This is a genomic window from Allgaiera indica, assembly GCF_900106675.1.
Taxonomy (GTDB): Bacteria; Pseudomonadota; Alphaproteobacteria; order Rhodobacterales; family Rhodobacteraceae; genus Acidimangrovimonas; species Acidimangrovimonas indica.
The window spans coordinates 16959-31809 of the sequence record NZ_FNOB01000028.1; the positions used below are offsets into that span (position 1 = coordinate 16959).

9 protein-coding genes are annotated in these 14851 nt (G+C 68.4%); 4 read left to right on the top strand and 5 right to left on the bottom strand.

Translation table 11 applies throughout. The features are described from left to right. Positions 1-514: 514 nt before the first annotated feature. The 4 genes from purL to BLV97_RS18025 all read left to right on the top strand — a co-directional run bounded on the left by purL (position 515) and on the right by BLV97_RS18025 (position 6616). Positions 515-2674: a phosphoribosylformylglycinamidine synthase subunit PurL gene (gene purL, locus BLV97_RS18010; protein ID WP_035838972.1), complete on the top strand. Its 2160-nt coding sequence runs from the start codon at positions 515-517 to the stop codon at positions 2672-2674. 154 nt (positions 2675-2828) lie between these two features. After that, entirely contained in the window at positions 2829-3071 is a 243-nt protein-coding gene (locus tag BLV97_RS18015) for a BolA/IbaG family iron-sulfur metabolism protein (protein ID WP_035838978.1), read from the top strand. Positions 3072-3117: 46 nt separating this feature from the next. After that, entirely contained in the window at positions 3118-3477 is a 360-nt protein-coding gene (gene grxD, locus BLV97_RS18020) for a Grx4 family monothiol glutaredoxin (protein ID WP_035838981.1), read from the top strand. 313 nt (positions 3478-3790) lie between these two features. Continuing rightward, the gene (locus BLV97_RS18025; RefSeq protein ID WP_051645885.1) at positions 3791-6616 is read left to right on the top strand and encodes a methyl-accepting chemotaxis protein; all 2826 of its coding nucleotides are present in this window, start codon (positions 3791-3793) and stop codon (positions 6614-6616) included. Positions 6617-6670: 54 nt separating this feature from the next. On the opposite strand, the gene BLV97_RS18030 is transcribed toward BLV97_RS18025, so the two are convergent. The 5 genes from BLV97_RS18030 to BLV97_RS18050 all read right to left on the bottom strand — a co-directional run bounded on the left by BLV97_RS18030 (position 6671) and on the right by BLV97_RS18050 (position 14615). Next, the gene (locus BLV97_RS18030; RefSeq protein ID WP_035838983.1) at positions 6671-8917 is read right to left on the bottom strand and encodes a xanthine dehydrogenase family protein molybdopterin-binding subunit; all 2247 of its coding nucleotides are present in this window, start codon (positions 8915-8917) and stop codon (positions 6671-6673) included. A gap of 1 nt (position 8918) precedes the next feature. Then, the gene (locus tag BLV97_RS18035; RefSeq protein WP_035838986.1) at positions 8919-9377 is read right to left on the bottom strand and encodes a (2Fe-2S)-binding protein; all 459 of its coding nucleotides are present in this window, start codon (positions 9375-9377) and stop codon (positions 8919-8921) included. A 139-nt stretch (positions 9378-9516) separates the two neighbouring features. Further along, positions 9517-10401 (bottom strand): DUF2059 domain-containing protein, encoded by an 885-nt coding sequence (locus BLV97_RS18040; RefSeq protein WP_051645886.1) that lies wholly within the window; start codon positions 10399-10401, stop codon positions 9517-9519. A gap of 910 nt (positions 10402-11311) precedes the next feature. Further along, entirely contained in the window at positions 11312-12919 is a 1608-nt protein-coding gene (locus BLV97_RS18045; RefSeq protein ID WP_035838989.1) for an FMN-binding glutamate synthase family protein, read from the bottom strand. 253 nt (positions 12920-13172) lie between these two features. Then, positions 13173-14615: a hypothetical protein gene (locus tag BLV97_RS18050; RefSeq protein WP_035838993.1), complete on the bottom strand. Its 1443-nt coding sequence runs from the start codon at positions 14613-14615 to the stop codon at positions 13173-13175. Positions 14616-14851 lie beyond the last annotated feature (236 nt).

Here is a 14851-nt window from a genome sequence, read left to right on the forward strand (position 1 = left end):
TCATTGTTCCGCAAATACGCGCAGCAGCACACATACGCGGGCGCGCTGGGGGGCGAAGCCTGCGCCGAAACCATAACACGATCGCGGCGTTGGCAACCAGCATCCCACCTGGGGAATGAGATATGCGCGCAACACATGGCAGCCATGCTGCACCTGCGGCATGTTTCTCCTTGATTGGCGCGGCCTCAATCCCTAGATCCAATCTCGAAGGCGGGGCAGAGAGATCCGCAACGCCTTTTACCTCCCTGTTGGACTTTGGCCGAGCTTTGCTCGGCCTTTTTTTTGCCTCGGACGTGCTCTGCCCAGAAATAACGCGGGATTTGGGGCATCCGCCTGCGGATCGGGCAGGTTGGGCCGCCCCCGCCCCGCATGGCCGGTCCTCGCCGCGCCCGGCGCATCGGCGCCCAAACGATTGCCCCGCCCCCAAGAGGCGCGCTGGCCGCACGAAGGGGCGGATCGGGTCTTCCTTCCGCCGGACCTCGTGCCTAAAAGGGGCCAAATCCGGGAGAGTCGCATGCAAGAGCCGCAGATCACCGAAGAGCTGATAACCGCCCACGGGCTGAAGCCCGACGAATACCAGCGCATCCTCGATCTGATCGGCCGCGCGCCGAGCTTCACCGAACTGGGCATCTTCAGCGCGATGTGGAACGAACATTGTTCCTACAAGTCGTCGAAGAAATGGCTGCGCACCCTGCCCACCACCGGGCCTCAGGTGATCTGCGGCCCGGGCGAGAACGCAGGCGTGGTCGATATCGGCGACGGCCAGGCCGTGGTCTTCAAGATGGAAAGCCACAACCACCCCTCTTACATCGAGCCGCATCAGGGCGCCGCCACCGGCGTCGGCGGCATCCTGCGCGACGTCTTCACCATGGGCGCGCGGCCGATCGCGGCGATGGACAGCCTGTCGTTCGGCGCGCCCAGCCATCCCAAGACGGCGCATCTGGTAAAGGGCGTGGTCGAGGGCGTGGGTTCCTACGGCAATTGCTTCGGCGTGCCGAACGTGGGCGGCGAAGTGCGCTTTCACCCCGCCTATAACGGCAATTGCCTGGTCAACGCCTTCGCCGCCGGTCTGGCCGATGCCGACAGGATCTTCTATTCCGCCGCCTCGGGCGTCGGCATGCCGGTGGTCTATCTGGGCGCCAAGACCGGCCGCGACGGCGTCGGCGGCGCGACCATGGCCAGCGCCGAATTCGACGACACGATCGAGGAAAAGCGCCCCACCGTGCAGGTCGGCGACCCGTTCACCGAAAAGCGCCTGCTGGAAGCCTGCCTGGAACTGATGGCCTCTGGCGCGGTCATCTCGATCCAGGACATGGGTGCGGCGGGGCTGACCTGTTCGGCCGTCGAGATGGGCGACAAGGGCGGCCTTGGCATCCGGCTGGAGCTGGACCGCGTGCCCTGCCGCGAGCCGGGCATGAGCGCCTACGAGATGATGCTGTCGGAAAGCCAGGAGCGGATGCTCATGGTGCTGAAACCCGAGCGCGAGGCCGAGGCCAAGGCGATCTTCGACAAGTGGGATCTGGATTTCGCCATCGTGGGCGAGACCATCGCCGAGGACCGTTTCCTGATCATCCACGGCAACGAGACCAAGGCCGACCTGCCCCTGAAGGCACTGTCGGGCACCGCGCCGGAATACGATCGCCCCTGGGTCGAGACCCCGGCCGCCGAAGAACTGGGCCCCGTCCCCGCCGTCGATCCGATCGACGGGCTGAAGGCGCTGATCGGCAGCCCGAACTATGCCCACAAGGCCTGGGTGTGGGAGCAATACGATACCTCCGTCATGGCCGACACGGTGCGCGCGCCGGGTCTGGGCGCGGGCGTGGTGCGGGTGCACGGCTCGGGCAAGGCGCTGGCCTTCACCTCGGACGTGACGCCGCGCTATGTGAAGGCCAACCCCCATGAGGGCGGCAAGCAGGCGGTGGCCGAGGCCTATCGCAACCTCATCGCCTGCGGCGCGCGCCCGCTGGCCGCGACCGACAACCTGAATTTCGGCAATCCCGAGAAGCCCGAGATCATGGGCCAGCTCGTCGGCGCGATCAAAGGCATCGGCGCGGCCTGTTCGGCGCTCGACATGCCGATCGTGTCGGGCAACGTCAGCCTTTACAACGAGACCGACGGGATGGGCATCCTGCCGACGCCGACGATCGGCGCGGTGGGCCTTCTGGAAAGCCTCGACGACCTGATCGCGGGCCAGCCGGCCGAAGGCGATCTGGCGGTGCTGATCGGCCCGCCGGGCCGGCATCTGGGGCAATCGGCGCTGCTGGCCGAGGTGTTTCACCGCGAAGAGGGCGACGCCCCGGCGGTCGACCTGGAGGCCGAGCGCCGCAACGGCGAATTCATCCGCGCCAACCGCGCCCTGATCGGCGCCTGCACGGATCTGTCGGATGGCGGCCTTGCGCTTGCCGCCTTCGAGATGGCCGAGGCCGCCGGGCTGGGGCTGACGCTGGACAGCGGCGACATGGCCGAGCTGTTCGGCGAGGATCAGGCGCGCTATCTGGTGGCGTGCTCCTTCGACCAGGCCGAGGCGCTGATGGTGGCGGCGGGCCAGGCGGGTGTCGAGGCCAGCAGCGTCGGCCGGTTCGGCGGCCCGGTGGTGCGGCTGGGCGCCGCCGAAGCGCCGCTGGAGGTGCTGAGCACGCTTTACCGCGGCGCCTTCGCCGAGGCGGTGGCGTGACGGGCCGGGGGGCTGTCTGGCCCCCCTCGCCCTTCGGACCCGCCCCCTCCCGAGGATATTTTCTTCAGAAAGAAGCGCGGGCCGGGCGGGTGCCTTGCTTGCAGACCACGGGCGCCCTAGATTTGGCGCAGGACATAGGAAGGACAGACAATTCATGGCTATGGAAGCCCACGATATCGAGGCCCTGATCCGCGCCTCGTTTCCGCAGGCGAAGATCACGATCACAGATCTGGCCGGGGACGGCAATCATTGGGCGGCCGAGGTTGTGGATGAAAGTTTTCGCGGTATGAACCGTGTCCAGCAGCAACGTGCCGTCTATGCCAGCCTCAAGGGCAAGATGGACGGGGCGCATGGCGAATTGCACGCTCTGGCGCTGACCACCAAGGCGCCCGACTGACAAGTGAAACCCGGGCCCGGCCCGGACGAACAGGAAAGGCTCTGACATGAGCGCGAAAGACCAGATTCAAAACACGATCGAGGGCGCCGACGTGGTGCTGTTCATGAAGGGGACCAAAAGCATGCCGCAATGCGGCTTCTCCAGCCGCGTCGCGGGGGTGCTGAACTTCATGGGGGTCGAGTTCACCGACGTGAACGTGCTGGCCGATCCCGAGATCCGCCAGGAGATCAAGGATTTCTCGGACTGGCCGACGATCCCGCAGCTTTATGTGAAGGGCGAATTCGTGGGCGGCTGCGACATCATCACCGAGATGACGCTGTCGGGCGAGCTGGATCAGCTGTTCGAGGCCAAGGGCGTGGCCTACAACAAGGAAGCCGCCGACAAGATCCGCGAAGCCAACGGCTGATCGCGGCGGCTGTCCCGGCGTTTTGCAATAGGCCGCGTAGCGGTTGCGAAACGCCGGCATTTCCCTGCCGGTTGCGCGCGTGTACCGCGGCGCACGCAGGGGTATTTGCAAACCTGTCAAGATCCGCCGCAGCGCGCGAACCGATGGTTCCGCGGCTGCTGAGCCGTTGCGCACAGGCGGGCCGACGCGCGTACAGGTGTCAGGCGCGCCAGTGCCTTGCGCCGGGCGTGGCTTTACCGCGCCTTAAGGCCTCGGCCGCATGATCGCTGGGAATCGGCCCTGGGGGCCCCAGACATTGCCAGCGGAGCCGCCCATGCGCTTTTCTTTCCTCGACCTCGCCAGTTCGATGTCGGCCAAAATCGCCCTTATCGTGGTCTTGATGGGGGCGATGACGGGAAGTGCGCTCTATGTCGGTTCTTCATCGCTGCAATCCGTCTCGGACCAGATCACCAGTCTCAAGGAAACCGAAATGCGCGCGCTCGAACGGGCGACCGCGTTGAACCATGCCGCCGTCGACCTGCAGGCGCAGATCACCCAGATGGTGATGCTAAACGATTTGGACGGCCTGCGTGCCGCCCAGGCCGAAGCGCGCAAGGCCCTGACCAAGCTGCGCACGATCGCGGCCGACCTGTCGGGCGGCGCGCAGGCGGATCTAGATCGCGCGATCGGCGCAGCCGAACAGGCGGTAGGGACCCAGGCTTCTGCCAGAACGCGGGAATTCACCATACGCGCGCAAAACGGCGCCGCCCTGCGCAAGCTCAAGGCACTCTCGACCGGGCTGCAGGAAACCCTCGACAGCCGCGCCCGGCGCTCTGCGGATGCGCTGACCACCGGCGTGTCGGCGACCAGCGCGTCGGTGCGCCGGACGCTGACATCCCTGATCGGCGACAAGGTCACGGCCCTGCAGTTGGTGTTGCAGGCGCGCGCCGAGGTGAACCTGGTTTCGAGCACGATGATCATGCTGGCACAAAGCGGCGACCCGGCGCTGGAGCGGCAATTGCAAGCTTCGGCCCAGCAGGCGCTGGCGGATCTGAACGCATTGCGGCCGAAGATCGCGCGGGCGCCCGAACTTTCCGCGCTGGACAAGGCGTTGGAACCGGCACTTGTGCAAATCGGCCAGTTGCTGGCCTCCGGCCCCGAGGCGCTGCGCGCCCGCCGCGCTGCGGTGCTTGATCTGAACCGGCGGCTGACCCCGGTGATCGACACGGCCTTGACGCAGACCGAGGATCGGCTGACCAAGGCGGCACAGACGGCCGCGCAGGAGAATGACGCCACCATCGGCAAGCTGATGGCGGAGGAGATCAAGGCGCTGCGCCGCACCTCGATGCTGGTCTCGCTGACGGAAAAGTTCATCCGCAACGCGGTGGCCACACAGGCGATGACGATCCAGGCCGCCCTTGTGGAGCGACAGTCCAAACTGTCCTTGGAGGCGGTGTTGATCGGGCGCTTTGCGCGCACGCTGGGGCCGGACCTGAAGGCCTCGCTGACCGAATTGTCCAGCTTCGCGGACCCCAAGACCGGGCTGGTCGCGGGCCGCCGGGCATTCTTGCAGGCGCAGGCGGATGCCGCCGGCGCGTCGGCCACCGCGGCCGAAACCGCCCGGAAGATCACCCAGATCGCGAATTCCATGAGCACCCGCGTCTCGGAGGCGATCGACGCCACGGCCCTGCAGATCGGAAACGATTTCCAGCGCACCCTGCACATCTTCGGTCAGATCGCGCTGGCCAGCCTTGCAATGCTGCTGCTGACCCAGGTCTTCGCTTGGTGGACACTCGCGCGGCCGTTGTCGCGCATCGCGCAGGCCACCGGACGCCTGGCCAAGGGCGATCTGGACGCGGTCGCCCCCCTGGGGCAGCCCAGGGCCGAAATCGGCGCGATGGTGCGCGCCCTCGGTGTGTTCCGGGACGGCCTGATCGAAAAGGCGCGGCTGGAACAGGACGAAAGGGCCGCACGCGAGGCGCGCAAGGAAGCCGAGGCTGCCGCGCGACGCGACCGTGAACAAGCCGAGGCCTGCGCCGCGGCGCAGAAGGCCGAGGAATCCCGCCGCGAGGCCGAGCGCGCCGCAGAAGTCGCCCGCGAAAAGGCCCGTCGCGAGGCCGAGGCCGACGCCGCGCGCAAGGCGCACGAGAAGGCGCAAGCGGCGGTGGTCTCGGCCCTGGCCCAGGGCATGCACCGCCTGGCAGAAGGGGATCTGACCGCGCGGATCGAGGCCGAATTCGACGAAGGTTACGCCCAGCTCAAGCGCGATTTCAACGCCGCCGCGGAATCCCTGGCGGCTGTGATGGGAGAGATCGCCGGCTCGGTGGACCGGGTGCGCGCGGCTTCGGCCGAGATTTCCGGCGGCACCGACAACCTGTCGAAGCGCACCGAAAGCACTGCCGCCACGCTAGAGGAATCCTCGGCCGCCCTTACCCAGATGACCGAGGCGCTGACCCAATCGACCCGCCGCGCGGGCGAGGCCGACCGCATGGCCGGCACCGCGCGCGACCGCGCCGGCGACGGCCAGAAGGTAGTCGACCGCACGATCGGCGCGATGCAGGCGATCGAGACCAGCTCCAGCCAGATCTCGCGGATCATCGACGTGATCGAGGATATCGCGTTTCAGACCAATCTTCTGGCGCTGAACGCCGGGGTCGAGGCCGCGCGCGCCGGCGACGCGGGTCGCGGCTTCGCGGTGGTCGCCTCGGAGGTGCGCGCCCTGGCGCAGCGCGCCGCCGAAGCCGCGCGCGAGATCGGATCGCTGATCAGCGACAGCGGCGCACGCGTGAAGGATGGCGTATCTCTGGTGGGCGAGGTCGGCACCGTCCTGCAAGAGATCGTCACCGCGATCGGCACCGTGTCCGACCAGGTGGCCAAGGTGGCCAGCGCCGCGACCGAACAACAGACCAGCATCAGCGAAATCACGGCTGCGGTCGGGCAGATCGACCTGACCACCCAGCAAAACGCCGCCATGGTCGAGGAAACCTCGGCCGCCAGCCATCAGCTGCACGACGAGGCCGCCCGGCTGGCGCAACTGCTGCAGCGGTTCTCGGTCGCGGAAAGCAGGGCCGGCAAGGCGCCAAGGGGCGAAAAGCCCGCTAAGGGCTTGGCCGCCGTCACGACGTTCAAGGCGCGCCCGCGCGGCGAAAGCGCAGCCTGACCCGATCGCCGGCCCGCGCGGCCTGCGGCAGGCGGAAACGTCGCGCGCCGAAGCTCAGGCGAAATCGACCTGACGCGAAAACGGCATCTCGCGCAGCCGCTTCCCGGTGGCGCGGAAGATCGCCGCGGCCAGGGCCGGAGCGGCAGGGGGCACGCAGGGTTCCCCGATGCCGTGAACGCGATCGCCCACCTCCAGCGCGCGGGTATGGATCTCGGGGCACTGGCTGATGCGCAGGAAGGGGTAGCTGTCGAAGTTGCGCTGTTCGATCGCGCCCCGGGCAAAGGTGATCTCGGCCCCCATCGCATGGCCCAGGCCCCAGATCAGCCCACCCTGCATCTGGGATTGCGTGGTCACCGGATCCACCACCACGCCCAGGTCGGCGGCGACAAAGGCGCGGCGAATGCTCAGGCCCTGATCGGTCTGCTCGACATCCACGACTTCCGCCACCGGCACCCCGAAGGACAGCGTGAAAGCCAGCCCCCGCCCCCAGCCCGCCGGAAGCGGCGCGCCCCAGCTGGACATTTCCCCTACCGCCTCCAGCACCTTGCGGCTGGGCGCATCCGTGATCATGCGAAGGCGCGCTTGCAGCGGATCGGCCCCGGCGGCCTGCAGCAATTCGTCGATGAACCCTTCATGGAAGAAGCCGTTCACCGACGCCCCGACCGAGCGCCAGGAACTGACCGGCGCCATCTCGGGGACCCGGTAGCCGGTGATACGCAGCGCCTCGATCGCCAGCGGCTGGTCCCAGGCGCCGGCGACGATCGCGGTGTCGGGACCCATCGACGGAAGCCCCAACCTCCCCATCTGCGACGCCGTGGTCGAGGGCGCCGCGATCGCCAGATCCAACGCCTCGATCCGACCCCGCCCGACCCGGCCGCGCCCCCGCGCCATCGCCAGGGGACGACAGAAATCATGGGTCATGTCCTCTTCGCGCGACCAGGTCATCTTGACCGGCACGCCGGGCATGGCCGCGGCCACCTCGGCGGCCTGGGCGATGAAGTCGTCCTCTAGCCTGCGGCCGAAACTGCCGCCCATCGGCAGCACATGCAATGACACCCGATCGGCCGGGATCCCCGCCGCCCGCGCCGCCGCCGACGCGGCATAAAGCGGCACCTGACACCCAGCCCAGATCGTCAGCGCGCCATCGCGAAGCCAGGCGGTGGCGTTCATCGGCTCCAGCGGCGCATGGGCCAGATAGGGGGCGCGGTATTCGGCCTCGATCACCTCGGCGCCGGGGGCCGACAGGGCGGCCTCGACATCGCCCTCATCCTTCAGCCGGCTGTCGCGCCGGGCCTCGGTGAAAGAGCCGGCGACCTCGGCAAACATCGCGGCGCTGTCGGCGGGATAGGTGGCGGGCGCCCAATCCACCTGCACCAGATCCGCGGCCTGAAAGGCACGCCAGGTGTTGTCCGCGACCACCGCATAGCCGCCCCGCACCGGCATCACCTTGTGCACTCCGCGCGCGGCGGCGGCCTTTGACATGTCCAGCCGCCGCACACCGGCGCCGAGGTGCGGATTGCGGCGCACCGTGGCGAAGACCATGCCCGGCAGCACCATGTCGATCCCGTAGCGTTCCGTCCCGGTCGAGCGCGCCTCGATCCCCTTGCGCAGCACCCGCCGGCCGATCAGCCGCCACGCTTCGCGCGGCTTCAGCGGCGGGTCCTGCGGCGGGGCGATGCTGCGCGCCTCGGGGATCAGATCGACATAGCGCAAGCGGGTGCCGTCGGGCAGGATGACGGCGGAACCCGCAGTCTTCAGCACCTCGGGTTGCAGCCCCGTGCGCCGCGCCGCCGCCTGCAGCAGCACCGCCCGCGCCGCCGCCCCCGCCCGGCGCATCTTGTCAAACCCATCCGGAATAGAAGACGACCCGCCCGTCAACTGCAACCCGAGGAATTTCGCCGCCACCTGCCCCGCCTCCCGTGCGCCACGGGCCAGCAGCGAATGGTCGGTCGGTGCGAAGGGCAGCGCCTCGGCGGTGGCGGCGCCGTTGTAATAGACGTCGGAAGGCGGGCCGTGGATGACGCGCAGCGTCTCCCAATCCAGATCCATCTCTTCCGCCAGCAGCATGGCCAGCGCCGATTGCGCCCCCTGCCCCATCGCGGCGCGCGGCGCGATCACGGTCACGCCGCCGGGCGCCAGGATGACATAGGGGTTGAGCGTCGCCTGATCCGGCCCCAGCCCGACGCGCAGGGGGTTCGGGCCGGGCGTGACGAACCGCCAGTAACCGAAGGCAAGCCCCCCTGCGACCAGGGCCGAGCCGATCAGGAAAGACCGGCGGGCGATCTTGGCGGAGCGTGCCATGCTAACCCGCCTTCATCGCGGCGGCCGCGGCATGGATGGCGGCGCGGATCCGCGGATAGGTGCCGCAACGGCACAGATTGCCCTGCATCGCGTCGTCGATCTGGGCGTCGGTCGGTTCCGGCGTCTGCGCCAGCAAGGCCGCGGCCTGCATGATCTGGCCCGACTGGCAATAGCCGCATTGCGCCACCTTATGCGCCACCCAGGCCTGTTGCACCGGATGCAGCGCGCCGGGACGGCCAAGCCCCTCGATCGTGGTCACCGGCTGGTCCACATCGCGCAACAGGGTCTGACAGGATCGCACCGCCTGCGCCCCCAGCCAGACGGTACATGCACCGCATTGGGCAATGCCGCAGCCGTACTTGACCCCGTGAAGGCCCAGAATGTCACGCAGCACCCACAAGAGCGGCATGTCGCCCTCCGCCTCGACCTGCCGCGCGATTCCATTGACGACCAGACGCATCGCCCCTCCTGTCCGGCTGTGCCTTGGCGTCAGGCTAGCGCCCCGCCGGCCCAAGCGAAAGGTCCCCCGCGCCGGCGCGCGCCCCTGCCGTCGCGGCAACGCCGCACGCACCTTGGCCCCGGGGGGGCCCGCCCAGGGGTCAGAGGTTCTCGCCTGCCATGACACTTGCCGCGGCAAGGCCCAACTCGTGCGAGATATGCACGAACATCACGTCGAAGGCGGCGAACAGCGCCCGATTCAACGCCTTGCCCGACGCGCTTTGAGAGAAAGCGATATAGCGATCCAGTTCGGCATTGCTAAGCGGCTTGTAGGCGGTGACAAGGAACGGAAACAGCCAGGCGCGGGTTTCCTTCGTCACCTCGGGCTGCTGAGACGAGACATCGGACAGGATCGTGTTGCGCGACAGGTCAAGCCCCGGCGCATGACCGTCGGCCAGCCCCGTATAGAAGGCGAAATTGGCGTTCAGGGCGCCCGCGACATTGGCCTCGACCAGCCCGTTGATCCTGGCGAAGCGGCGGATCTGGGCCAGCCGCGGATCATGGTGGGCGGCCATCCGCGCGATCTGGGCCGCCGCCTCGGCTTCGACATCCGGATCAAGCATTGCCCGGCGGGCCGAGATTTCCCGCGCCACGATCCTGCGCCCCAGCGGCGAGGTCAGGAACTCCAACGCGCCCTTGCGCTGGTTGTCATCGAGACGCGGACTGAAATCGGCCTCGAACAGCTTGGTCATCTGCTTGGGCGCATAGATCCGGCGCACCGTCTTATGCCAGCTGCCGCCATCCTGGCCGGGAAACAGCTGATCTGCCAGTTGTTTGCCGTAATCTATCCCCTCGTCATGCATGACCGAGATCAGATCGGGCAGCCTCAATGCGGCGACCAGACTTTCCTGCAGTAGCGCCTGCTTCGGCCCGATGGCCGGCGGCAGAGGCTGCGGCGCGGCCACCTGCGCGGCGACCGGCGACGCGGCCCATGGCCCGAAAGGCACGGCGGCAAGCGCAACAAGGAGGGCCAGCGTTCTGAGCATCAGCGTTCCATTCGGTCAGCCCCCGCGCCCGGCGCCCGGCGTGGCGCCACCCGGACCGAACTGGACCGGGGGACTCGGGATAGCGCAAAGACCGCGCCGATCCCGATGCCGTGTTAGCGTTTCACCGATCGGAAGCAAAGGGGGCGGGCGAAAATCCCCCGTGATCGGCGAAAAGGCGCGTGCGGCCGGGTAATGCAGAACGCGGATCGCGAAGGCGGGCAAGCGGCCATGCGGCGGCCGCAGGATACTGTCCCTACGCGTTCTCTAATCGCCGTGGTCGACAGCTGATCTTCAGCGCGACCGAACGCGTCCAGCCGGGACGCGCGGCGAGGGTGAGATCGCTCCGTGCAATGCGGCAACGACCGCGCACATCCCACACCACTTCGACCACCACCCGACCCTGAACGCAAACATGCGGCGTCCGGCGCGACCACCGCGGAGAGAACCCAAGAGCCCAGCGCGCAGTTCGAAGCGCAGGAAGATCAGCAGTCAATCACGGCGATTAGAGAAGAACGTCCTCGCACGCTACCGGGCGAGACTCTTGGTTCTGAGGTTTTCGCCGGGACAGCGATGAGCTTTGCCGGGCGATCGCGTTCGTATCTGATCCGGTCCGATCCCGGCCGTTGCCGCAGGAGGCCATGGCCGGGCGCGCGGCATGGGCCCTGGAAACGCGAATATCTGGCCCCGCGAGGTGACAGTCGCGGCAAGGGTGGCGGCGGAGGGGAAGGCCGTGCTGCGGGGTCATAAGGTCGGTCCGACCCCCGCCCGACAGGCTGCCGTCGTCCAAGATCGCGCGGCACGAGGGCCGGTGCGTCCTGGCAGGCCAAGTCCCGCGACCGAGGCCGCGCATGGCGCCCACGCCCCGGCGCGGACGCTGTGGGCAGGGGCGTAAGGGCCGCCTGCCCCGGCCTCAATCGGGCGGGGCGAAGCTGGCGGCCGAAGCCCGCGCCCAGCGCTTGCGGTAATCGGCATCGCCGCCCTCTCCCGCGATCAGGAAACCCTCGGGCAGATAGGGGAAGGCGTCGTCGCCCTCGACCATTTCGCCATCGGGGCCGCGCTGCATGAAATGCCGCGGCTGAAAGCGGCGCGGATCGTCAAGCGCCGCCGCCCCCGCCATTTCCGCCAGCGCCTTCATCGTGTTGGCGTGAAACCGCGCCACCCGCTCGGCCTTGGAGGGCACATAGAGCGCGCGCTGACGCAGCCTGTCCTGCGTCGCCACCCCCACCGGACAGCGGTTGGTATGGCACGATTGCGACTGGATGCAGCCCAGCGCGAACATGAAACCGCGCGCCGAATTGGCCCAATCCGCGCCCAGCGCATAGGCCCGCGCGATGTCGAAGGCCGAGATCAGCTTGCCCGCGGCGCCGATGCGCAGCTGATCGCGGATCCCCGCGCCCCGCAGCGTATTGTGGACAAAGCTCAAGCCCTCGACCAGCGGCATGCCGACGTGATTGGCGAATTCCGGCGGCGCGGCGCCGGTGCCGCCTTCCTTGCCGTCGACGACGATGAAATCCGGCACGATCCCGGTTTCCAGCATCGCCTTGACCATGCACATGAATTCGCGCCGGTGCCCGATGCACAGCTTGAACCCCACCGGCTTGCCGCCGGAATTCTCGCGCAGGGTGGCGATGAATTCCATCAGCTCGATCGGCGTGGAAAACGCGCTGTGCGCGGCGGGAGAGACGCAATCGACCCCCATCGGAATGCCGCGGGCCTCGGCGATTTCGGGGCTGATCTTCGAGGCCGGCAACATCCCGCCATGGCCGGGCTTGGCGCCCTGGCTCAGCTTGATCTCGACCATCTTCACCTGATCGCTCGCGGCCTGCTCGGCGAAGCGTTCGGCCGAGAAGCTGCCATCGGGGTTGCGGCAGCCGAAATAGCCCGAGCCGATCTCGTAGATCAGATCGCCGCCGCCGACGCGGTGGTGGCAGCTGATGCCGCCCTCGCCCGTGTCATGGGCGAAGCCGCCGATCTTGGCGCCCTTGTTCAGGGCCAGGATTGCATTGGCCGAAAGCGCGCCGAAGCTCATCGCGGAAATGTTGTAAAGCGAGGCGTCATAGGGTTTCGAACAGGCGTCATTGCCGATGCGGACCCGGAAATCGCTGTTGGTCAGATGTTTGGGCTGCACCGAATGCGTCAGCCAGGTATAGCCCGCCTCATAGACGCGTTCGCGGGTGCCGAAGGGGCGCTTGTCCTCGACCCCCTTGGCGCGCTGGTAGACGATGGCGCGCATATCGCGCGAAAAGGGTTCCTCGTCCTGGTCGCTTTCGATCAGATACTGGCGGATCTCGGGGCGTATTTCCTCGAACAGGAAGCGCAGCCGACCCAGCAGCGGGTAATTGCGCAAGATCGCGTGATGGGTCTGGAACAGATCGTAGATCCCGATGCAGGTGAGCGTGCCGAAGATCAGCACGCCCAGCCAGAACCAGGACGACGCCGGCAGGATGATCAGGAACACAAGCGTCAGGACCGCGACCGCGACCAGGACGGTGAACCGCTTCAATGTGCGGTCGTGCATGACCGTCTCCCCTTTTTCCCGGCGGCATGCTGCCAAGAAAGCAGCGCGGCGTCATCCCCCGCGGCAGTATTTCGGCCGTGCCCCGGAAACGACCGCGGCCGCGGGTGTATCGGCATCTCGGCGGTATTTGAGCCAGAAAGAAGTAAACAAACCCTCTGCTTGGCGGGGAAACTTCACCCAGGCAGACGAATGCGGCGGGCGCGGCCGGCCGCACGCCTTCGGGGCGGGGCGGCGGCGGCGCTTCGCCGGGCCGCTACCGTCCTCCGGTCAGTCCCCAGAAGATCGGCACCATCACCAGCGCGCACAGCACGGTGAAGCCCAGGTTCCAGCCCCAGGTGGTGCGCCGCGGCGGGATGTCCCCGACGCGGTCAATCATCAGCACCACCGTGGCAAAGGGCGATCCCGTCATCGACAGCGCCCAGCCGCACGAAAGCGCGAAGGCGATCAACGTGGGATCGGCCGGCAACGTGGGCAGCGCCGCGAAGAGCGAGCCGAAGAACACCGCCAGCATGATCGGCGACAGCGCCAGCAGGCTGACCATCGCCAAGAGCGGCGGCAGCGCCGACAGCAACAGATAGTGCGGCACCGCATCCAGATTCAGCGCCTTCGCCAGCGCCCCCGCCGGGATCAGCGAGGCCGCCACCACCCCGATGTAGCCCGAGCACGCCAGGGTGATCGCCACCGGCGCGCTCCTGGGCGCGCCCCGGCCCAGGATCTGGCCCACGCGCGCGCCCACCCGCGCCGCAGCGCCGGGCCGCGGCACCCCGAACTGCACCGCCAGCCAGCCCAGCATCATCAGCGGGCACGACAGCATCAGGCCGAAGAGGATGGTGTTGCCCGACAGCTCCATCGCCAGGCCGGTCATGCCGAACAGCCAGGCGCAGGCGGCGGCGAAGCGCAGCGCCCCCGCGGTCGGGAAGGCCGCCACCTGGCGCCGCGCCGCGGGCCGGTAACGGCGAAAGCGCAGGCGGTCCTCGAAGGCGCCGAGGATCAGGATCAGCACGAACACCCCCATGCCGTATTCGATCCAGCGCAGCCGGTCGACGCCGGGGATCAGTTCCATCAGCACCAGGGGCGCCATCGCCGTGGGCGACCAGATCACCGACCAGGCGAACCCGCGCAGCATGGCCGAGATCTGGCGCTGTTCGCGCACCGGGTTCAGCGCGTCGCCCGGCGTGGCCTTCTCGATCCCGTTCTGGATCAGCGGCACCAGAAAGCTGACGACGCCCAGGTTGAACAGCACCGCCAGCGCCCCGGTGCCGATATTGAGCGCATAGTAGCGCCGCCCCGGCGGCTGGCGCGTCAGATATTCGCCACAGGCCGCCACCGCCGGAGAAGTCGCGGCGGTCTCGTGCAGAAGGCCCAGAAGCAGGATGAAGGCCATCAGGAAGCTGGCCTGATCCAGCGCGCCGCCCAACATCTGCCAGGGCGACCGCGCATGCCAGATCGCCAGGCCCGACAGCGTGGCGCTGACCACCAGAAGGTAGCCTTCGCGCAGGCCGATGCGGCCCAGGCTGCCCAGCACCACCGCAGCCATCGCCAGCCACGCCAGATGCTGGAACGGGGCAAGGCCGGTGCCGCGCCCGGCCAGTTCCAACACCGCGACCGCGCCCAGCGCCAAGGCCAGGGCCAGATCGCGCGGCAGCATCCGGCCGGGAACGACGCCGATCGAGGGGCGGGCGGGCGTGACGGGCATGGGGCCCTCCATGGGATTCGCTGCGCGCAACTTGCGCCCGCGCGGCCCGGGGTTCCAGCCCCGCCCGGGCGGGGCGCGGCGTTTTCATGGCGTGCGCCCCGCTTCATGGCGTGCGCCCCGCAGTTGCCCCGATTGCGGGCATTTCCCGCCCCGCACCCCGGCCCACTTGCCCCTCGGCGCGGGCTGTGCTCGAACATGGCCGGTGGCGCGGGCCCGCGAAGCCCGCCCGAGGATGG

Coding starts and splice junctions, on each gene's coding strand:
- purL (WP_035838972.1), top strand. CDS start 515: ATGCAAGAGCCGCAGATCACCGAAGAGCTGATAACCGCCCACGGGCTG.
- BLV97_RS18040 (WP_051645886.1), bottom strand. CDS start 10,401: ATGCTCAGAACGCTGGCCCTCCTTGTTGCGCTTGCCGCCGTGCCTTTC.
- BLV97_RS18045 (WP_035838989.1), bottom strand. CDS start 12,919: ATGCACGACCGCACATTGAAGCGGTTCACCGTCCTGGTCGCGGTCGCG.
- grxD (WP_035838981.1), top strand. CDS start 3,118: ATGAGCGCGAAAGACCAGATTCAAAACACGATCGAGGGCGCCGACGTG.
- BLV97_RS18035 (WP_035838986.1), bottom strand. CDS start 9,377: ATGCGTCTGGTCGTCAATGGAATCGCGCGGCAGGTCGAGGCGGAGGGC.
- BLV97_RS18030 (WP_035838983.1), bottom strand. CDS start 8,917: ATGGCACGCTCCGCCAAGATCGCCCGCCGGTCTTTCCTGATCGGCTCG.
- BLV97_RS18025 (WP_051645885.1), top strand. CDS start 3,791: ATGCGCTTTTCTTTCCTCGACCTCGCCAGTTCGATGTCGGCCAAAATC.
- BLV97_RS18015 (WP_035838978.1), top strand. CDS start 2,829: ATGGCTATGGAAGCCCACGATATCGAGGCCCTGATCCGCGCCTCGTTT.
- BLV97_RS18050 (WP_035838993.1), bottom strand. CDS start 14,615: ATGCCCGTCACGCCCGCCCGCCCCTCGATCGGCGTCGTTCCCGGCCGG.